Source organism: Aeromonas sp. FDAARGOS 1415 (assembly GCF_019048365.1).
GTDB lineage: Bacteria > Pseudomonadota > Gammaproteobacteria > Enterobacterales > Aeromonadaceae > Aeromonas > Aeromonas taiwanensis.
Genome location: NZ_CP077363.1, coordinates 2656818 through 2676090, shown reverse-complemented (window position 1 = coordinate 2676090; position 19273 = coordinate 2656818). Strand labels below are relative to the sequence as shown.

The 19273-nt window shown below is 51.2% G+C and carries 18 protein-coding genes and 1 pseudogene; 6 read left to right on the top strand and 13 right to left on the bottom strand.

The window, feature by feature from the left end:
- Positions 1–16: 16 nt before the first annotated feature.
- From I6L45_RS12765 to I6L45_RS12735, 7 genes and pseudogenes are all read right to left on the bottom strand, one after another.
- Positions 17–736, bottom strand: coding sequence for a hypothetical protein (locus I6L45_RS12765; RefSeq protein ID WP_216982256.1), 720 nt, complete (start codon positions 734–736; stop codon positions 17–19).
- A 22-nt stretch (positions 737–758) separates the two neighbouring features.
- Positions 759–2126: a relaxase/mobilization nuclease domain-containing protein gene (locus I6L45_RS12760; RefSeq protein WP_216982255.1), complete on the bottom strand. Its 1368-nt coding sequence runs from the start codon at positions 2124–2126 to the stop codon at positions 759–761.
- A complete protein-coding gene (locus I6L45_RS12755) occupies positions 2123–2539 on the bottom strand; it encodes a hypothetical protein (RefSeq protein ID WP_216982254.1) in 417 nt (138 codons plus the stop codon). Before I6L45_RS12755 ends, I6L45_RS12760 begins: the two co-directional genes overlap by 4 nt.
- Positions 2540–2972: 433 nt before the next feature.
- A complete protein-coding gene (locus I6L45_RS12750; protein WP_134697308.1) occupies positions 2973–3272 on the bottom strand; it encodes a hypothetical protein in 300 nt (99 codons plus the stop codon).
- A gap of 141 nt (positions 3273–3413) precedes the next feature.
- Positions 3414–3821 (bottom strand): H-NS family nucleoid-associated regulatory protein, encoded by a 408-nt coding sequence (locus I6L45_RS12745; protein WP_069785062.1) that lies wholly within the window; start codon positions 3819–3821, stop codon positions 3414–3416.
- A 3577-nt stretch (positions 3822–7398) separates the two neighbouring features.
- Positions 7399–7692: an AlpA family transcriptional regulator gene (locus tag I6L45_RS12740; RefSeq protein WP_223949428.1), complete on the bottom strand. Its 294-nt coding sequence runs from the start codon at positions 7690–7692 to the stop codon at positions 7399–7401.
- A 439-nt stretch (positions 7693–8131) separates the two neighbouring features.
- Positions 8132–8483: pseudogene (locus I6L45_RS12735) on the bottom strand (transposase); the annotation flags it as partial.
- Here I6L45_RS12735 and I6L45_RS12730 point away from each other — a divergent pair.
- The 3 genes from I6L45_RS12730 (at position 8427) to I6L45_RS12720 (ending at position 10736) form a co-directional block, all read left to right on the top strand.
- Positions 8427–8582, top strand: coding sequence for a hypothetical protein (locus I6L45_RS12730; RefSeq protein WP_154670442.1), 156 nt, complete (start codon positions 8427–8429; stop codon positions 8580–8582). The pseudogene I6L45_RS12735 and the gene I6L45_RS12730 sit on opposite strands and share 57 nt — an antisense overlap.
- Before the next feature lie 200 nt (positions 8583–8782).
- Positions 8783–9565, top strand: a complete 783-nt coding sequence (locus I6L45_RS12725) for a hypothetical protein (RefSeq protein ID WP_216982253.1) — start codon at positions 8783–8785, stop codon at positions 9563–9565.
- Positions 9566–9573: 8 nt separating this feature from the next.
- Positions 9574–10736, top strand: a protein-coding gene (locus I6L45_RS12720) for an IS3 family transposase (RefSeq protein WP_216982252.1) whose coding sequence is annotated in 2 segments (ribosomal slippage) — positions 9574–9829 and positions 9829–10736 — 1164 coding nt in all. Because the reading frame shifts where the segments join, the coding sequence is not laid out codon by codon here.
- A gap of 127 nt (positions 10737–10863) precedes the next feature.
- Here the strand turns inward: I6L45_RS12720 and I6L45_RS12715 are convergent.
- The 5 genes from I6L45_RS12715 to I6L45_RS12695 all read right to left on the bottom strand — a co-directional run bounded on the left by I6L45_RS12715 (position 10864) and on the right by I6L45_RS12695 (position 14790).
- Positions 10864–11169 (bottom strand): hypothetical protein, encoded by a 306-nt coding sequence (locus I6L45_RS12715; RefSeq protein ID WP_216982251.1) that lies wholly within the window; start codon positions 11167–11169, stop codon positions 10864–10866.
- Between the two features lie 154 nt (positions 11170–11323).
- Positions 11324–11881 carry a recombinase family protein gene (locus I6L45_RS12710; RefSeq protein ID WP_216982250.1) on the bottom strand — a complete coding sequence of 186 codons (558 nt, stop codon included), beginning with the start codon at positions 11879–11881 and terminating at the stop codon, positions 11324–11326.
- Positions 11882–12115: 234 nt separating this feature from the next.
- Positions 12116–12709, bottom strand: a complete 594-nt coding sequence (locus I6L45_RS12705; RefSeq protein ID WP_216982249.1) for a hypothetical protein — start codon at positions 12707–12709, stop codon at positions 12116–12118.
- Positions 12710–13118: 409 nt separating this feature from the next.
- Positions 13119–14180 carry an HNH endonuclease gene (locus tag I6L45_RS12700; RefSeq protein WP_216982248.1) on the bottom strand — a complete coding sequence of 354 codons (1062 nt, stop codon included), beginning with the start codon at positions 14178–14180 and terminating at the stop codon, positions 13119–13121.
- Positions 14164–14790 carry a bifunctional 2-polyprenyl-6-hydroxyphenol methylase/3-demethylubiquinol 3-O-methyltransferase UbiG gene (locus I6L45_RS12695; RefSeq protein WP_254204320.1) on the bottom strand — a complete coding sequence of 209 codons (627 nt, stop codon included), beginning with the start codon at positions 14788–14790 and terminating at the stop codon, positions 14164–14166. The genes I6L45_RS12700 and I6L45_RS12695 overlap by 17 nt, the downstream gene beginning before the upstream one ends.
- A gap of 291 nt (positions 14791–15081) precedes the next feature.
- Between I6L45_RS12695 and I6L45_RS12690 the strand changes: the two genes are divergently transcribed.
- Entirely contained in the window at positions 15082–16467 is a 1386-nt protein-coding gene (locus I6L45_RS12690) for an FAD-binding oxidoreductase (RefSeq protein WP_216982246.1), read from the top strand.
- 223 nt (positions 16468–16690) lie between these two features.
- Here the strand turns inward: I6L45_RS12690 and I6L45_RS12685 are convergent, their stop codons facing one another.
- Entirely contained in the window at positions 16691–17131 is a 441-nt protein-coding gene (locus tag I6L45_RS12685) for a GNAT family N-acetyltransferase (RefSeq protein WP_216982245.1), read from the bottom strand.
- Between the two features lie 182 nt (positions 17132–17313).
- On the opposite strand from I6L45_RS12685, the gene I6L45_RS12680 reads away from it, so the two are divergent.
- The gene (locus I6L45_RS12680) at positions 17314–17814 is read left to right on the top strand and encodes an SRPBCC domain-containing protein (RefSeq protein ID WP_043761930.1); all 501 of its coding nucleotides are present in this window, start codon (positions 17314–17316) and stop codon (positions 17812–17814) included.
- A gap of 375 nt (positions 17815–18189) precedes the next feature.
- A complete protein-coding gene (locus tag I6L45_RS12675) occupies positions 18190–19230 on the top strand; it encodes a GGDEF domain-containing protein (RefSeq protein ID WP_167576852.1) in 1041 nt (346 codons plus the stop codon).
- Positions 19231–19273 lie beyond the last annotated feature (43 nt).

Sequence of the window (19273 nt, the reverse complement as noted above, 5' to 3'; positions counted from 1 at the left end):
CAGTATGAGGCGGGGATTACCCCTCGATCAATAAGTTAGCTGGATATTTATCTTTAATAGCCTTCTTTATCAGCGACAATCTTACTGCTCTATGGTTATCTGGAAGCATTTTTTCAAAATCATTCTGTTTATAACCAGAAGCTGCTGTAATCAATAAATAACAATCTTTATTTCCCAAGAAAAGAGAAAACCATTCCTTCATTGTGAAAGGGTTTTTTTTATGAATTTCAATTAGCGTGTTTAAAATGTTATTAAACACTTCAGACAAACGACCTTTCTTTCTCAACCCAATAATACTTTCATATAACGAGTGGTTAGACTCAACAGATTGTATGGGTGACGAAAGTGGGATTTGATTGATGATTACACCAATAAATTCACCAATCCTGCAATCTGGAATATACCCATAATGATCTCGATACTTATCATCGTCGCTCTTATTGCGTTTGATAACAGGACACCCGCCAATTAGTCCTTTTTTCTGATTTTCCATGTAAGCATACTGGACCAGTCGTTGCTGCTCCTGGACCCATAGCTTTGCATTTTTTGCGTCAGCTTCGGTTAACTCTTTTATAAGAGAAAAATCAGAGTTTACATCAACAGTGCCCAGGTGAACGTTTACAGCCTTATACCTACGCACAGATATACCAGAACTGAGCTCCAGTTCTTCCAGTACACTCACGGTTTTGCTAAATGATACGGTTCTCAGATTTGCATTCAACCTCATATTAGCCATGCCACACCTCTCATTATTATTGTTATTTTATGTTTTTTTCTTTGGTTTGTTCGTGTGATATGGGATCCCCACACCAATCAGCAATCCATTCATTGTTCTTCAAAATTTCATTTTTAAGTTTTTCTCTGTCTAAGAAAAACATGTTTGGCTTATCAATAGTATCTTTCCCTGAGTTAATATCTGGGACATATCCATCAGGAATCAATGCGTTTGATCCTACATGAACGCCCTCCAGCCCTTTCCTAAAAATTGTAGCCAAAACGTCTTTCAACAGTGCTAATGCATTTGATATAAAACTGTCTGTCGGTTCCTCGACTGATAGCAAAACAAAATCCAGTCTTAGAAGCCGGAAAAAGAATGACGATGTACCATATGTTTTTTTATCCACAAATGACTGCACTGATCTTTTCATCTTGGCATATTGTTTTTTAGTACAACGAATCAATGCAGTAAACGGTATCACTCTAAGATCGCTTAATTCATTTAATTCATTTAATTCATTTGAAACACCCAAGTTCAGACTGTAATCATCTCGTCTAGGTGAATATTCAATACCTTGCTCGATCAGCTTAAACCAAGTAGCCCGTGATTTTTTAACTTTCGTCCCTGATATCCATCGCTGACCATCTATACTGTAACAGATCCCCTGTGGCTCACGATTATCAGCTCTCCACGGCTTGACCATTACATTATGCTCGCGCAACCCAGTGACAAATTTAGTCATGTTGTTCGGCTGGTTTTTAAAAACCACGTCCATTGCATCCCTAATTATACAGGCGGGATCATGCATAGCATGAAAGCTCCCTCTACCACGGCCATTTTTAATATTGACTATGCTATACTCATGACCGAAATTTGCTTCAGGACTTTTACAGTTCGCCAATCCCAATTCAATTTCTATTTTTCGAGCAGCGTCAACACCCAGAGCGTAGTCATTACTATCATCAACTAAGGTTCTGTCAAGTTTTACTCTACATGCCACTACATGTACATGTAGAGACCTTGTATCGCGGTGTATAACAGATGTCCATCGAGTATCGCTACCATATCCCAGTTCAATCATTAGCAACCTAGCTGCAACTAAACATTGAAATGGCGTTAATGATTCATTGGGGCTTAATGATAGTGAATAATGTGCACATAGTTGGTTTCCTGTGCCTGCATACAATGATGCCTGCATATTCAACTCCGTGAGTAGTGGCCCGATGTCATAATCAGAGATTTCACCTATTTGATTACGTTCAACGTTTGGTATATTAATTACACCACCACCGAGATGAATAACTTGTGATGGCCTTGACTTTCGCTTCTTACCAATTTGTATCGAACGATAAATATAAGACAGTCTGTACTGGAAATTCTGGCTATTCCGATGCTTTTCAAAGTTCATTTCAAAATCCCTCCAATGAGGGCTTTTTCAAAGCTAGCTAGCCTAGAATTGATAGATGATAAATAAAACATCAAACGCGAGTCTTCACTACTGTCAGTAATATAGCTAGAAATATCATTGCCAGCTTCAATCTGTTGAATGAATAAAATTACTTCATTTAAAGTCAAGGATACTTTGTATAGATCCTCTAGCAATCTCACACGATCATCATATGAAAAATCTGGTGAGATATTACTGTCTGGTTCCCGGAGAGCCAAAAACCGAATCAGGCTAGACTTTTTGGGAATACCATAGGTTTTACTATGCTTAGTTAAAACACGTTGCTCAGCTGCATTAAATGAGATTCGGAGCATTAAACTGCGTTTTTCGTCAGCTGGTTTTTGGGGTCTACCTGAGCGTGGTTTTATGTTCATTACGTGCACCTTTATAATAATTATTAGTAGTGTTATGCGTTTTATTTTTCCAACCAACCTATTTAATAGACATTAAAACATAGCTGGTTTAGAGTTTTTTCAAAAAATATACAATAAATTTATACGAAGTCACATTCAGAAATGAGCTAAATTATTCGGTGATATTTAATGCTCACTCTAATTATAGTATTGCAAACACTAAATATAATATCAACAATTTTTTGAGTTAAATTATTAATTTAACGACTAACGTTATCAATGGCATTGGCGAAAGTTAATATTTAAAATATGAAATTAACTAGACTTATATGGTGATTTTAATTTTCTTCCGTGAAATTAAAACTATGACATAGGCTGATTAAAGTTATATAAAAAGGCATGCTCTCATCCTATGACAGACATACCTTTTCTAGATCTAGCCGAACCAATGATGTCATATAAGCTCAAGACTGTGAGATAAAATCCTCCCAAATGATTGATCATCAACATAACCCGCATGATCATTTTTACGCATATTTTTTATCTGACTCAGCACAGTAAAAAAGCACTCCTCACATAGATGCACCTCATATGCCGCACCATCATTTTTCGAACCATAACCCCATTTTGCAGTCAGGGCTCCAAACTGAGGATTATACAAATTTGGGTTCATATGTGGGGTTGTGCTTTTATGGCATACGTCACACTGAATATCAGCTATAACCTCAACCTCTTTTGTGGTCATTATTTTCATCGAACACTCGCGATACATGTAGAGTAATGGACGAATAGCATTAACAAAAATGTCTCATGCCACCCTAAACAAAATTTATTATAGTAGAATGAATAAAAAAAGCAGCCTTACGGCTGCTTTCAATACCACTATAATTGTGGATTAGATCAGATAATCCTCTAAGGACTTTCCGCTAGCAACGCCCTCAGCGATGGCTTTCGGCATACGGCCCTGACCAGTCCAGGTTTTTTCCTGGCCATCTTCGTGATACTTGTACTTTGCGGGGCGCGGCGCTCGCTTGGACTTTTCCATTCCGTCAGCTTTCGACGGAGCAGCACTACCAACCAGTTCGCTGGGGTCAATCCCTGCGTTTTTCAGCATCTCGCTGAACTCCGCCAGCTTACGCAGACGTTCAGCGTTTTCTTCCTGATATCGGAGCTCAGCAGCCTCACGCTCTGCAAACACCTCATCAAATTTGCTCTTAATCTCGACCAGTTGTTCGAATGGCAGTTCACGCAGAGCAGCCCGGAGACTACGAATGTTCAGCAGTGTTTTGATAAAATCATTCATGGATATCACGCCTAAAAAGTTATTTGTTTATCGCCTAGCATTATCTCCTAGCTGTTGTTTGGTGCCAATATTTTTCGATAAATTATTTGAGTTGCACAGGGAGGGTATGTTTGTTCGTTCAATGTGTACTGTATGCAATCCTCTCACCGGAGATCGACCTTCAACGGGTTCCATTAGTTACTGCTAGACTAGTTTATTCATGCTGGCAGGGACCTGGTGATGACGACAATCATTCTGCTAAGGAAGGTGCGAATAAGTACCCTATGTGCCAAAACTAAAAAGTTTAGCCATTTAATATCAATAATTTAGAATGGTGTGTTTTTGTGCCAAGTGACTTGTTAGCACCTTCCTTAGCGTTATCGGTAGCGTGAAATGAAATCCTGGCTGCTGGCTGGCAACGATTGTCAGCTGACAACGGGGTGATCAGCTCATCAGAACCATCAGGCATTAGCGTTATCGGTAGCGTGAAATGGAAATCTGGCTCCAGCGAACTCGATTGTCAGCTGACAACGGGGTGAGCAGCTCATCAGAACCATCAGGCATTGGCGTTATCGGTAATGTGAAATGAAGTCCTGGCCGCTGCCCGATAATCTGCTCGGCACTCTCTGTCAGCCGCATTATAGGTATCGTGAAATGGAAATCTGGCTCCAGCGAGCTCGATTGTCAGCTGACAGCGGGGTGATCAGCTCATCAGAACCATCAGGCATTGGCGTTATCGGTAGTGTGAAATGATGTCCTGGCCGCTGCCCGATAATCTCTCTGTCAGCCGCATTATAGGTATCGTGAAATGGAAATCTGGCTCCAGCGAGCTCGATTGTCAGCTGACAACGGGGCGATCAGCTCATCAGAACCATCAGGCATTAGCGTTATCGGTAGCGTGAAATGGAAATCTGGCTCCAGCGAACTCGATTGTCAGCTGACAACGGGGTGAGCAGCTCATCAGAACCATCAGGCATTGGCGTTATCGGTAATGTGAAATGAAGTCCTGGCCGCTGCCCGATAATCTGCTCGGCACTCTCTGTCAGCCGCATTATAGGTATCGTGAAATGGAAATCTGGCTCCAGCGAGCTCGATTGTCAGCTGACAACGGGGTGATCAGCTCATCAGAACCATCAGGCATTAGCGTTATCGGTAGCGTGAAATGAAATCCTGGCTGCTGGCTGGCAACGATTGTCAGCTGACAACGGGGTGAGCAGCTCATCAGAACCATCAGGCATTGGCGTTATCGGTAATGTGAAATGAAGTCCTGGCCGCTGCCCGATAATCTGCTCGGCACTCTCTGTCAGCCGCATTATAGGTATCGTGAAATGGAAATCTGGCTCCAGCGAGCTCGATTGTCAGCTGACAGCGGGGTGATCAGCTCATCAGAACCATCAGGCATTAGCGTTATCGGTAGCGTGAAATGGAAATCTGGCTCCAGCGAACTCGATTGTCAGCTGACAACGGGGTGATCAGCTCATCAGAACCATCAGGCATTGGCGTTATCGGTAGTGTGAAATGATGTCCTGGCCGCTGCCCGATAATCTCTCTGTCAGCCGCATTATAGGTATCGTGAAATGGAAATCTGGCTCCAGCGAGCTCGATTGTCAGCTGACAACGGGGCGATCAGCTCATCAGAACCATCAGGCATTAGCGTTATCGGTAGCGTGAAATGGAAATCTGGCTCCAGCGAACTCGATTGTCAGCTGACAACGGGGTGAGCAGCTCATCAGAACCATCAGGCATTGGCGTTATCGGTAATGTGAAATGAAGTCCTGGCCGCTGCCCGATAATCTGCTCGGCACTCTCTGTCAGCCGCATTATAGGTATCGTGAAATGGAAATCTGGCTCCAGCGAGCTCGATTGTCAGCTGACAGCGGGGTGATCAGCTCATCAGAACCATCAGGCATTAGCGTTATCGGTAGCGTGAAATGGAAATCTGGCTCCAGCGAACTCGATTGTCAGCTGACAACGGGGTGATCAGCTCATCAGAACCATCAGGCATTGGCGTTATCGGTAGTGTGAAATGATGTCCTGGCCGCTGCCCGATAATCTCTCTGTCAGCCGCATTATAGGTATCGTGAAATGGAAATCTGGCTCCAGCGAGCTCGATTGTCAGCTGACAACGGGGCGATCAGCTCATCAGAACCATCAGGCATTAGCGTTATCGGTAGCGTGAAATGGAAATCTGGCTCCAGCGAACTCGATTGTCAGCTGACAACGGGGTGATCAGCTCATCAGAACCATCAGGCATTGGCGTTATCGGTAATGTGAAATGAAGTCCTGGCCGCTGCCCGATAATCTGCTCGGCACTCTCTGTCAGCCGCATTATAGGTATCGTGAAATGGAAATCTGGCTCCAGCGAGCTCGATTGTCAGCTGACAACGGGGTGAGCAGCTCATCAGAACCATCAGGCATTGGCGTTATCGGTAATGTGAAATGAAGTCCTGGCCGCTGCCCGATAATCTGCTCGGCACTCTCTGTCAGCCGCATTATAGGTATCGTGAAATGGAAATCTGGCTCCAGCGAGCTCGATTGTCAGCTGACAGCGGGGTGATCAGCTCATCAGAACCATCAGGCATTAGCGTTATCGGTAGCGTGAAATGGAAATCTGGCTCCAGCGAACTCGATTGTCAGCTGACAACGGGGTGATCAGCTCATCAGAACCATCAGGCATTGGCGTTATCGGTAGTGTGAAATGATGTCCTGGCCGCTGCCCGATAATCTCTCTGTCAGCCGCATTATAGGTATCGTGAAATGGAAATCTGGCTCCAGCGAGCTCTATTGTCAGCTGACAACGGGGCGATCAGCTCATCAGAACCATCAGGCATTAGCGTTATCGGTAGCGTGAAATGGAAATCTGGCTCCAGCGAACTCGATTGTCAGCTGACAACGGGGCGATCAGCTCATCAGAACCATCAGGCATTAGCGTTATCGGTAGCGTGAAATGGAAATCTGGCTCCAGCGAACTCGATTGTCAGCTGACAACGGGGTGAGCAGCTCATCAGAACCATCAGGCATTGGCGTTATCGGTAGTGTGAAATGGAACCAAGCCCCTCTGCGAGTGTGATTGTCAGCTGACAACAGGGTGTTCTGCGCATCAGTGGCCGCTGGCAATCGCATTATCGGTATCATGAAATGGAAACCTCGATGCTGACTGGCAGCGATTGTCGGCTGACAACGCATCTAAACAGTCATCGACATAAGTACACACTAACAACAGTTCAAAATGAACCATCAACATGCTCTGAAATGTAGAGCTTAGACTGTACAGTGACGGTTGTATCGAATTCTCAGTCGAGTTAGTTTAACAAATGGAATTTTGTTAGAGATAACAAACCACCTTCAAATATTTTGTGGACAGAATTGTCCCATGATGTAACTTGAGTAGCTCAACGCCCCTTTAAAATTACGAAAATTTTATAATAAAACCCCAAGCGTTATTATATATAAATTAAAGTATATGGTCATAAAAATAAATAACCACTGTTACTCATCATAGGAACCACAAGTCATTCAAATTGTGGCTCAACATTCCATTCTATAAATACATAGATAACCCTTATAGTTAGGTTTTATCTGTATATCTATAAGTGTTTCAACGATTTCTATTGGCGATTTTATTTCTAATCCAAGCATCAACTTCCGCCTCTACAAATGCAACTGAGCGAATACCCAAGCTTACCTGTTGTGGAAACATTCCGTGGCTTATTAAGCTGTAAACTGTGGACTTAGACATTCCTGTTTTTTTTAACACCTCAGTCATCTTAATCAAACGAATATCTTGCTCGTATACCATATATACCTCACCTTCCAACTTGAGAAGGATTAAATCACATATAATAAAATACACAAGAGAAAAATCATAAAAATAATAAAAAAACATTGACATTATTAGACTTCATAAATAACCCCCGTTAAAATGACAGAAAAATATTACTTCTTATAAATAACCGCTAGTATTTTATATGATTTTATAAATAACTCCGCTCCTGTCAGTTTACGATTAACATCGTATCCGAAATCAATACAAATCGTTCGATTCCAAATTGGCGCCGTGTTTTATGACTTTCCACTCGCCTTCGTCAAGCACCTTCAGGCCAATTAAATCGATAACCAGGTCGGTAATCGTCCAATGCTGTTCACTTAAGAGAATTTGAGTTCCAGTCTACGTAGTATCAGGACAAAAAATCGAGGGAGGCATGATGCCTCCCTCTTTCTATTGCAAGCCCCGCTGGATAAAGGCTGGAGGAAGATCGACTGGACACAGCCTTGCCCCCTCAACTCAAATCCAATTTATGAATAATCAGTCAAAAAAGTGCTTATCTGAACAGCATTGCGGTAATCGTCCCTTTAGATGGCTGCCTATAGGCACCTTCACCGTACGGGTTCGCTTGCTGGCACAGCTGTAATCGGGGGCGCACAGAGGAAACATTCATCAACTAAATCAGAGAGTCGAGTAGCCCTTGGGTCACTCGCAGGGAGAGGCTGAAAATCCCCTTGAGAATCCAGAAGGTAGAGATGGTCTGGCCAGTGAAAGCTGGCTACGTCCCCGTCGCCCGTGATGGTCGGGGTGGAACCATTTTCCATTGCATCTGCATCAACCCAGAAGGCGAGGGAGCCACAGTGGATCAGGAACTTGATGTATTGAGACCAGTTGGTGATGGGGTGAAGCGACTTGATGCAAACATGAAGGGAATGGTGATGATCACCACTCCCTCAGTTAGTTCAATTCAAACGCTCGATTTGGGAAACAATCACACGGCAACCAAATATTCTTGATTTTCCTTGAGACAAGATGGTTTTACAGCATGTACCACTGCATGTACCACCAAAGCTTAGCCTTAAATAATTAATCACATAAAATCAATCAGTTAAAAGCTAAATTCAGACTCCCCCAGCTCCACCACCTTCTAAAGCCCTGATTCGTCAGGGCTTTTTCTTTATGGCTGGTCAGGGAGTGACACACTGAGGTGTCACATATGCTCTATCCCGGTCTCATCAAAAACCGCTGTGGTGTCTACTGCTACCGCCTGATCTTCCCCCCTTCCCTCCGCCAGTACGGCGCTCCTCGTGAGACCCGTTTCTCACTTGGCACAAAAAGTCGCGCTAAAACGGGAGAATTGTGGATCCATGCTTTCCAACTTGGCAGGCTCCTGCTCGACGAATTATTGGCATTAGTTCAGGAAGTCGATCAGGAAGTAGACATGGCTGAAATCTCAGAAATCATGAAGGCGAAGGAACTGGCCCGTACTGCGGTTGGCATTGCCCAACGGACACAAGGCCAGCTCATTGAAGCCCGGCGGACGGCGGACGCTCTCGCCACATTGCCAACAACGATCAACGCCAAGCCTTTACCCGTCGGTAGTGCCTTGGTTGCCCCTTATGCGCCCGGTCAATCGTTGGAATGGCTGGTGGCCCGATTCAACGAGCACAGCGAACATGTGGAGAAGCTCAAACCCAAGACCCTGAGCCAGCGCAAAAGCAATCTTGCGCGTTTTCTCGATGTTCTCGGCCCGCTGAACAGCGCGGCGCTTGTTGCTGCCGATATTACCCACTATCGAGAGGTTATCCGCACGATCCCTAAGAATCTCCCGAAATTGTCAATCTGGAAAGAGCGCCCTGAGGATCCCTTGCTGCGGCGTAACTGGTATCTGGGCTTAGGCAAGCAGGGCCTGCCATCCCTGTCCGAGCAGGGACAGATGTGTAGTGGTCTAATCATCCCGGACACCATTTTAGGTGGTAGAGTCGCCACCATAATCTGAGGTGTTCAATGACAAGATTGCGTCGCTCATTTACTGCCGAGTTCAAACTGGAAGCCGCATCCCTGGTGGTCGACCAGGGGTATTCAGTCCCCGAAGCCAGCCGTTCGCTGGATGTCGGTGAAACCGTACTTCGCCGCTGGGTTCAGCAGCTTCAATCCGAACGCAGTGGCACTACCCCAATCAGCAAAGCGCTGACTCCGGAGCAGCAGAAAATCCAGGAGCTGGAAGCCCGTATCAACCGGCTCGAGCGCGAAAAGGACATACTAAAAAAGGCTACTGCTCTCTTGATGGCGGACGAGTTCACACGTACGCGCTGATAGACCGATTAAGGGAGCAAGCCCCCATCACCTTGGTCTGCTGCGCTTTTGATGTTCCCACCTCCTGTTTTTACGACTATTTAACCCGCAAGCGGACGATTAACCGTGAGCGGATGAAACAACGCAGCGAGTTGCGCCGTTTGTTCAAAGAGAGCCGGGATTCCGCAGGCAGCCGCGCCTTGATGTGGATGATGCGAGAGCTGGGGTATCAGATTGGCCGATTCAAAGTCCGTAACCTGATGAAGGAAGCTGGGCTGGCATCCAAACAGCCGGGCGCACACCGTTATAAGGTTGCATGCTCTGAACGACCGGATATTCCGAATCTGCTGGCCCGCGAATTTGATGTTCCGCAACCCAATCAGGTGTGGTGTGGCGATATCACCTACGTCTGGGCGGGTGGTCGTTGGCATTACTTAGCAGTGGTGCTTGACCTTCATACCCGGCGAGTCGTGGGCTGGGCGATGTCTGACAAGCCTGATGCAGAGCTGGCAATCAGAGCACTGGAGATGGCCTATCAGCAGCGGGGTTGCCCATCCGGTGTGCTGTTTCACTCCGACCAGGGCAGCCAATATAGCAGCCGGGCATTTCGGCAACGGCTGTGGCGCTATCGCATGACCCAGAGTATGAGCCGGCGTGGCAACTGCTGGGACAATGCGCCGATGGAGCGACTGTTCAGGAGCCTCAAGACGGAATGGCTTCCGACCACGGGGTACATGAGCCTGCGGGAAGCAAAGCGGGATATCAGTTACTACCTGATGGATTACTACAACTGGCGGCGCCCACATCAACACAATGATGGGATAGCGCCAGCAGAAGCCGAAAAGCGGCTTAACTATGTGTCCGGATTTAGTTGACCACTACATTGAACCTCAAGGATTACATCGCGAGCCGCCACAACATCCCCCTTATCCATCAGTTCCAAAGCGTATGAGAGCTTGCCCGCTGTCACACCATGCGCCTGTTCGAAACGCGTTTCCGGGATCATGCTTTACCTCCATTGCGGGCCAATGCCGCCGCTATACGATACGAGCCGCCAAGGCTTCCACGCTCAATAGTGCGCTGACGCTGCTTCTCGATTTCCTCCTTAACTTCCATGCGCATCCTGTCCGCCAAATCTAGATGGGTCTCACGCTCTTCAATCCAGCCGGTTTCCCCTTCACCAGTGATGATCTTGTCGTCTTCAATCTGCTCAACCGGTATACCGGCAAGCTCTGCTAAGAACGCTTTGTCCCTACCTTCCAGATAGTGCGCATCCTCACCCATCCGCTCTGCGAGCTGACGCTTCAATATTGAAACCTTCATGTATAAGCCTATAAATCTCAATAAGTTACAATAACTTCATGTTACACAAACAGATGACCGATCACCATATTTAAGACAAAAAAATACCGGCGCTTGGCCGGTATGTTGTTGCTTTATTCGCGTGCTATTTGGGTCGTCATTACGCTGCTTTGCAGGCTCGCTTCACACTGGCGGGTGAAATCCCAAAATGTTCGGCGGTCGCCTGGATGCTTGCGCTGTTTTCCTTCCGCCAGATAGCAACGGCGGTATCGTCGATGGTCTTCTCACGCCCTAATGCTTTGCCCTCTGCCTTGGCCTTAGCGATCCCGGCCATCTGACGGGCCTTGATATTTGAGCGTTCCAGCTCTGCGACAGCGGCCAGCATAGTCAGCATTGCCTTACCGATTGGCGTGGATAGGTCGAACCCCTCCCGCAAGCTGATAATCGACACGCCCTTGGCTTGCAGCGCTTCAACCGTGTGCTGAACGTCGATGGTGTCACGCCCAAGACGGTCAACGGCGGGAACAATTAGCGTATCCCCCTTCCGCACAAACTTGAACAGCTCGGAGAATTCCGGGCGCTCTAATGCCCTCACTGCGCCAGATATGCCCTCGTCTGCGAACCACGTTTCTACCTTGTGGATCTGCTCAATGCTGTGTCGCTGAGCCTCTACGCTCTGCTCGCCAGTGCTCACCCTCAGATACCCGATAACCGCCATGACAATCCCCCACAAGTGGCTCACAAACTATAGCTCACAATATAGGGATGGCTCATAACTAAATCAACACTTTTGAGCCACTCTTTTCGATGGGGTGTTTGGGTGGCTCAAAAGGTACACATTTTGCGCCAAAGCAAGAAAGGGATTAGTCTCGGATTAACAACAGCCACACAATGTTCAACGTTCGTTGTGATTGTAAATTATGGTAATAACCAACGATTGTAACCTCTAAGGTTAAGCGTCAGGTCCGCCAAAGGAAGAGCTACCCGTTTGAGCACCTTTTGTAGTATCAATCAACTCGCTCAACATTGCTGCCGGGACCAAGTATTTCTTAAGTGCCATTGAGGCTGGCGAAGTGGCTGCTGCGAGTCGGGTAGTGATTTGAGCTTGGCTGCCTATAGCCTTCCCACGAGTGATGATCTCTGATATTTGAGCTTTGGGGATGAGAAAGAATACGTAAGGCGATTGATCTAAATATTGCTCTGGGTATCGCCAATCTTTTTCACCAACCAGAACGAGAAAGTCATAGTCCTTGCCCTTATCTTTCCAGCCAAGAAGCTTGCTCCAATTCCACCGCCGTGTATCTCTCCCTTTATTCGGTGTATTGAGTTTACTGAACTTGACCTCGACTTTTACTGTGCTGCCGATCTTAAGGTCATGGCTGGCTGCAAACTCAGTGAATGCGCCTCCTGTCAGTTTTGAGACTATTGATTCGCCTTTCAGACCCTGTAGAAATACAGGGTGCGTGCGCAAAAAAGCAATCTCATTTTCAAGCTGCTTCACACGCTCTCGCAGCATTCTATTTTCGTTTTCCAGGCTCATCGCCATATGTGCTACTCAGCTTGATGGCTCAACAATTATTTACGTGCACACCCATTAAACTCAGCCGTCCTGAGTAGGCGGCACTTGGTAGTTCTCAACAGTTAATTCTGTTCAACCAACATGCCTCGTTCGAGGCTTCATTGCACGAAGTATGCATGAATATTACCGGCCAGTAAGAGGTACACATCTCAATTCACTGCTGAAGGAGTTGAAGTGGCGTCCAAGTTTTGGTGTCATGGAAAAGGGTCACAACGTGAACCGCTGGTACAAATCAATTTAACGTGTTGATTTATAATGACAAGCTGAACAATGGTTGTCACTTCCCCCCAGCTCCACCAAACGTTTGGAAAGGGCCACCTCGCAAGAGGTGGCCCTTTTTGTATCCGGCTTCTGGCCGGCGGAAGATATTCCCGCCTCACAAAGAGTGCAGGGGAATGCTCAGGCCGGAGGCGGCCACGTCCACAAACTCATCGATACCACGCCACAACCGTGCGTGTTCACGGACGGCCTGCTGATAGGCCCAGGCGGCAATGGCGGTGGAGCGTTCGGCATCCACGTTCACCAGAGGGGCCAGCTCGCGGGTAAGCAGGGCGCCGTGGGTCAGAATGTTCTGCTCATACCAGGCATCCCTGTGCTCGGGGGCGGCCAGAAAGTCCCGCTTGTTGTTATTGCACTTGGCGTGGGCCAGCACGAAGTTGTGGCCCAGATCCAGGGGGTAGCGACGCCAGGGGATGAAGTGATCCACTTCGCCTGCCCCCTGAATCGCCTTGCGGCAATAAAAACAGGTACCTTCCTGCAGCTCCCTTAACACCTTCCCCACTCCCCCCAGCCCCTGACGGTGTGAGCCAAACAAGAATGCCTCTAGCCCCGCGCTCTGCCCTATCAGGGGCTGGTTTCCCTTCATATCGACGACAAGCTGCAGCCAGTGCTGACGGGCAAGGGAGACCACCAGATCGTGGAAACGGTGCAGGCAGAAGAGGATGCCCGGTTGCAGGCGGATATGATCGCTCCCCCTCTGGTGGGGATAGAGATGGCACTCCTCCCTCCCCCCCAGGACCTGCAGCCGCCACAGAGGGCCGTCGATGAGGATACGTTTCACCTGAGCCAGTAGCGGCTGCCAGGCGCTGTGGCGACGCAGGGCCGTCACAGAGCGAACACCTTCCTCCCGCAGCCTGGCAAGCTCGGTCAGCATGCTGGCCTGGCGCCCGCTGCTCTGCTTGAGCAGGGTCGCCGTCTCGGCGGTCGCCGAATAGGGCAGAGAGTGCTGCCAGTAGAGCTCCACAAACTTGGCAGCCAGCTCATCGAGGGTGATGGTGCGCGCCGCGTCCAGCTCGTGGGTACCGGCGCTGCGTTCGATGGCGATATCGGCGATCCCGTGGAGCAGGGCGCACTTATAGGTGGCCACGAAGTTCCCCTCGGTGAAGATGCGCTGCAGGTAGGCGATAAAGGCGAGCTGCTGCTCAGGGGAGGCGTGCATGCTTGCCTCCCAGGATCAGGCTCTGCCAGCTGAGCTCGACACGTGCCATGGCATCCCTCTGGGGCGCCGAGGCATGCAGCACCACCATCCCCTCCTCCGCCGCCAGCCGCACCACCTCCTCGACACTGACCGGGAACATGGCCCGTTCCCGCGCCTCCTGCTCCGATATCACCAGGCGCAGGCTCAGCACCAGGTAGCCCTCTGGCGAAAGCAGCGCACCAAGGCGAGCCAGGGCCCGTGGGCGATCCGCCGGAGGCAGGTGCATCCAGACGGCGCTGAGCAGGATCAGATCGAATTGCCCGGTCACATGCGAGAGGGCAGGCAAGGCGTCGTTGACCCACGTCACACTATGCCCTCGGGTATGGGCTTCACCCAGTTGGGCGAGAGCCTGACAGGGTTCGGCCGCCACCAGGGTATGGCCGGGGTGAAGACCCGCCAGAAACGCGGCATCCCGACCACTGCCCGCCCCCACATCCAGCAACTGGCGCGGCGCCGCCACCAGCCAGGGTTCCAGCACTGTCAGCCAGTCGCCGTGAACGGCACGCGGCGACACCAGCTGATAGCGGGCCGCCAGCTCGGGGGCATGACGTTGGTAGTAGTCGAGGGACACGATGCGTTCCAATCGGGAAAGATAGGAAAATAGTCTCACAGGATCAGTGAGTTGGCTATCACCATCCTGCCAGACCTGACGCCGTCTGGTGCCGCGATTGGATACTCAGGCTTATGCACAGGAGGGGACCGGTCCGGCACAACCGCCATCAGAACATGAACAGCACCTAGTTGAACGACTCAGGCACTGCGCCATTCGCTACTGATGGACCAAACACGCTCCCGCCTCATAAGCACCCTTGGTGAATCGCACCATAATCAGTGGTCAGGTGTACACAAAAAGGGCAGTGCCATGAAACCGTTACAAGATGCAGATATCCAGGCGCTCAAAGCGCACTTCCGGGGTGACGTACTGCGTTCTGACGACACAGGTTACGACGAGGTGCGCCAGATCTGGAACGCCATGATAGACCGTCGACCCGCGCTCATCGCCCGCTGCACGTCCACCGGCGATGTCGTGCAAGCCGTCACGTTCGCCCACAAGCACAGCCTCCTCGTCTCCATCCGGGGGGGCGGACACAACATCGCGGGCAATGCCGTGTGCGACGACGGCCTGATGATAGATCTCTCGCCGATGAACGGCGTGCAGGTGGACCCGGCAACCCGCCGGGCCAGCGTCGGGCCAGGCTGCACCCTGGCCGATGTGGATGCGGCCGCCCAGCGTCATGGCCTCGCCACGCCGCTGGGCATCAACTCCACCACAGGGGTAGCCGGCCTGACCCTCGGCGGAGGCTTTGGCTGGCTGAGCCGCAAGTTCGGCATGACCATCGACAATCTGATCGCCGCCGAGGTCGTCACCGCCGATGGCAGCCTGTTGCACGCCAGCGACGCGGAACACGCGGATCTCTTCTGGGGGCTGCGCGGTGGCGGCGGCAACTTCGGTATCGTCACCCGCTTCGAGTTCCAGCTCCATACCATCGGGCCGGATGTGCTGAGCGGGCTCATCGTCTTTCCATTCGACCAGGCGAAGTCCGTGATCACGCAGTTCGCCCGCTTCACCGAGACCATGCCGGATGAACTCAGCGTCTGGATGGTCACGCGCAAGGCGCCGCCCCTCCCCTTCCTGCCCGCCGAGGCACACGGCAAGGAGATGGTCGCCCTCGCCCTGTGTTACGCGGGGGATCCCAAGGAGGGCGAAAAGCTGATCGCACCGCTGCGCGGGTTCGGCACCGTGCTAGGCGAACACGTCGGGGTGCAGCCATACGTCGCCTGGCAACAGGCGTTCGATCCCCTCCTGACGAAGGGGGCACGCAACTACTGGAAGTCGCACAACTTTGCGCGGCTGAGCGACGGCGCCATTGACGCCATCATCGAGTACGCCGGCAAGTTGCCCTCACCCCAGTGCGAGATCTTCATCGGCACGATCGGTGGCCAGACGGCCCGCGTCTCCCCTGAGGCGATGGCCTACTCGAGCCGGGATGCCCACTATGTGATGAACGTGCACGGCCGCTGGGAGTCGGCCGGCGAGGATGCCCATTGCATCGCCTGGGCGCGCGAATTTTTCGCCGCGTCACAACCCTTTGCCAGCAGCGGCGCCTACATCAACTTCCTGACCCAGGACGAGACGGATCGCATCTCCTTCGCCTACGGTGCGACCTACGATCGCCTGGTGGCGCTCAAGAAGAAGTACGATCCCGCCAACTTCTTTCGCATGAACCAGAACATCAAGCCGGTGTGAGAAAGGGGAGGTACTGACGCCGAGTAGGCGACGGCGCGAGGACACCCTGGGTCAAGGCTAGGCAGGCTCCCGCCAGCGGGGGTCAGGCGCGGCAATGCGCCATCAGAGCCTGACCCTACCCCGGATGTCCTGTAGAGTCACTTCCCGCGAAGTGGCTTTTTTATGTCCCGCCCGGGCAGGAGGTTAATGCGCGGTGTGCCGGTTGCCGCAGCAGGTCAGCGGCTCATTCCCCTTCGGCATCGGGCGTCAGGACCAGTCTGCGCCAGGGCCCGGTGATCTCGCAGTGGCCGGTCTCCTCCGTGTTTTCCCAGCCCAGGCGGTGATAGAAGGCCATCGCCGTCGTGTTGCGCGTGGCCACCTTGAGTGACGCGGGGGACGGGTATCCGGCCAAACCAGTCGCCAGCAAGGCACGCCCCATGCCCTGTCCGTGCCAGTCCGCCACCACATAGAGGTGATGCACGAAGCTCTCGGCCCCCCAGATGGAGACAAAGCCACAGGGATTACCCCCCTTCTCCGCCACCCAGATCTGCTCGCCCCGGGTCTGCTCGGCAAAATCTTCCAGCCGGAACAGGGAGGGATCGACCCAGTGAAAAGCCTGGCGCCGTCCTTTCAGAAACAGTTGCGCCAGCAGGGGTTCGTCTGCATCTCTCATCATTCGGATCATGAAGCCATCCTTGAAGTGGGTCGTCACGCTTTCCCACTCTCGATGGATCCCGCCGTGGTGTCAACTCGGCAGCATGGACCCTATTGAAGACAAAACCCTGTGACACAGGGCTGCCTATTTTCTCATCCGAGGGGCTATACTGCCCAAGTCCCGTCCTTGGCTGGTTTGAGGTTCATTGATTTATGGATAACAAGCAGATAGAAGGCAGTATTCTGATACCCGCCCACATTGACGATGTCTGGCATGCCTGGACCACGGAGAGCGGCCTGCGCAGCTTCCTGGCACCGGAGTGCCTCATGGTGCCGGAACCCAATGGACCGTTCGAAATCTATTTCAGACCCGACGCCCCCCTGGGGGAGCGTGGCAGCGAAGGGTGCCGCGTGATGGCGGTCATGCCCCATGATCTGTTGAGTTTCAGCTGGAATTTCCCCCCGAGTTTCCCCCATATCCGCCAGCAGAAGACCCAGGTCAGCTTGCGCTTCGTGCCGGAAGGCCAGGGCACCCGACTTCACTTCCTGCAGACCGGCTGGGCCAACGATCCTGACTGGGATCTGGGCTATGCCTACTTCCGGGAGGAGTGGCTGGAGCTCAGCCTGCCAAGGCTGCAGTACCGCTTCACCCACGGCCCCATCGACTGGGACAACCCGCCCACCAAGCAGCAGCTCAAGTCGCTGGCGCAGTGATCCGTGGTGAGGCCCGGCGCACCCGGGCCCCCTATCCTGTCACCTTGAGGCTGACAAGCGGGACGGAGGCAGACCCTTCTTGTCATGGCGTGTTGCCGGGCAAGAGGCTCGATTGACAGCAGCAGAAGGGGGCACGCCGCTTCTGCGAGGCGAGGAGAATTGACAAGCACATGACTTGTGCGCCCCCGGGGACACATTCCTCATACGGCATATTGTTTTTTAATAAAAACAGCTAGATAGTATTAGTGTGCTGCTTCATTCGACACATTTTGCAGGACCATGGGCATCGGTGGACGCCGGCTTCCACCAGGCAATGACCAGAAGAAGACGATAATCGCCATCCCCCGGCACCCGGCCCGGAGACATGAGGTAACCATGTTGATTGAGAAAACATTGCTTGAGCAATTCAACATCAATGAGGTCGAGATCCAGCACAGGATGGATCTCTTCAAGCTGACCCAGGCCGAGCTGGATCTTCTCGCGCAGCAGCAGCCCATCATCGAGCAGCATCTCGACAGCATCGTCGAGAAGTTTTACGAGAAACAGACGGAGTTTGATGAGATTGCCCTGCTGATCGGCGACTCCGACACCTTGCGGCGACTGCGCAGTGCCCAGCGACGCTACATTCAGGATCTCTTCTCCGGCCACTACGATCACACCTATGTCAACAGCCGACTTCGCATCGGCCTGGTGCACAAGCGGATCGGTGTGGAACCCAAGCTCTACCTCTCCGCCAGCTGCACTCTCAAATATCTGGTGGAAGACGTGCTGATCGCCCACATGCCCGATCAGACAGAGTTGCCGCAGGTGTTGCGCGCCCTCGACAAGCTCATCAGCTTCGACACGGCGCTGGTGTTTGATACCTATATCGGCACCCTGCTCAGCGCCGTCGAGAATGCCAAGAAACGGATGGAAGCCTATGCCCGCGAGCTGGAGGAGAAGTCCAAGATCCTGAGTGCCCATGCGGAGCGCGATCCCCTCACCGAGCTTTACAACAAGCGGGCCATGCTGCGCGCCATCGTTCGCGAGCTCAATACAGCCGTCCGTCGCAAGACCTACCTGTCGGTGATCTATATCGACGTCAACAAGTTCAAGTTCATCAATGACACCTTTGGCCATGCCAAGGGGGATGAAGTCCTGCAGACCCTGGGGCGGGCCATCTCGGATAGCTGCCGCAACACGGACTTCCCCTGCCGGATCGGAGGGGACGAGTTCTGTGTCATCCTGCCCGAGGCCAGCAAGGCCACCGCCCTGCACATCAGCGATCGCATCGAGGCGGCCTTCAGCACCTCCTACCCCGAGTACTCCATCAGCATCGGCATCTGCGTGACCGGCAACGAGAGTTTCCTCACGGCCGAACAACTCATCGGGGCGGCCGACAAGGCGATGTACGAGGCCAAGCAGCAGTCCATTTAAGCCCCGTGGCGTGTATCCACCGGCCATAAAAACAGATGCCGCC

Coding starts and splice junctions, on each gene's coding strand:
- I6L45_RS12690 (WP_216982246.1), top strand. CDS start 15,082: ATGAAACCGTTACAAGATGCAGATATCCAGGCGCTCAAAGCGCACTTC.
- I6L45_RS12750 (WP_134697308.1), bottom strand. CDS start 3,272: ATGAAAATAATGACCACAAAAGAGGTTGAGGTTATAGCTGATATTCAG.
- I6L45_RS12700 (WP_216982248.1), bottom strand. CDS start 14,180: ATGCACGCCTCCCCTGAGCAGCAGCTCGCCTTTATCGCCTACCTGCAG.
- I6L45_RS12680 (WP_043761930.1), top strand. CDS start 17,314: ATGGATAACAAGCAGATAGAAGGCAGTATTCTGATACCCGCCCACATT.
- I6L45_RS12760 (WP_216982255.1), bottom strand. CDS start 2,126: ATGAACTTTGAAAAGCATCGGAATAGCCAGAATTTCCAGTACAGACTG.
- I6L45_RS12740 (WP_223949428.1), bottom strand. CDS start 7,692: ATGTCAATGTTTTTTTATTATTTTTATGATTTTTCTCTTGTGTATTTT.
- I6L45_RS12705 (WP_216982249.1), bottom strand. CDS start 12,709: ATGGCGATGAGCCTGGAAAACGAAAATAGAATGCTGCGAGAGCGTGTG.
- I6L45_RS12675 (WP_167576852.1), top strand. CDS start 18,190: ATGTTGATTGAGAAAACATTGCTTGAGCAATTCAACATCAATGAGGTC.
- I6L45_RS12685 (WP_216982245.1), bottom strand. CDS start 17,131: ATGATCCGAATGATGAGAGATGCAGACGAACCCCTGCTGGCGCAACTG.
- I6L45_RS12710 (WP_216982250.1), bottom strand. CDS start 11,881: ATGGCGGTTATCGGGTATCTGAGGGTGAGCACTGGCGAGCAGAGCGTA.
- I6L45_RS12745 (WP_069785062.1), bottom strand. CDS start 3,821: ATGAATGATTTTATCAAAACACTGCTGAACATTCGTAGTCTCCGGGCT.
- I6L45_RS12725 (WP_216982253.1), top strand. CDS start 8,783: ATGCTCTATCCCGGTCTCATCAAAAACCGCTGTGGTGTCTACTGCTAC.
- I6L45_RS12755 (WP_216982254.1), bottom strand. CDS start 2,539: ATGAACATAAAACCACGCTCAGGTAGACCCCAAAAACCAGCTGACGAA.
- I6L45_RS12765 (WP_216982256.1), bottom strand. CDS start 736: ATGGCTAATATGAGGTTGAATGCAAATCTGAGAACCGTATCATTTAGC.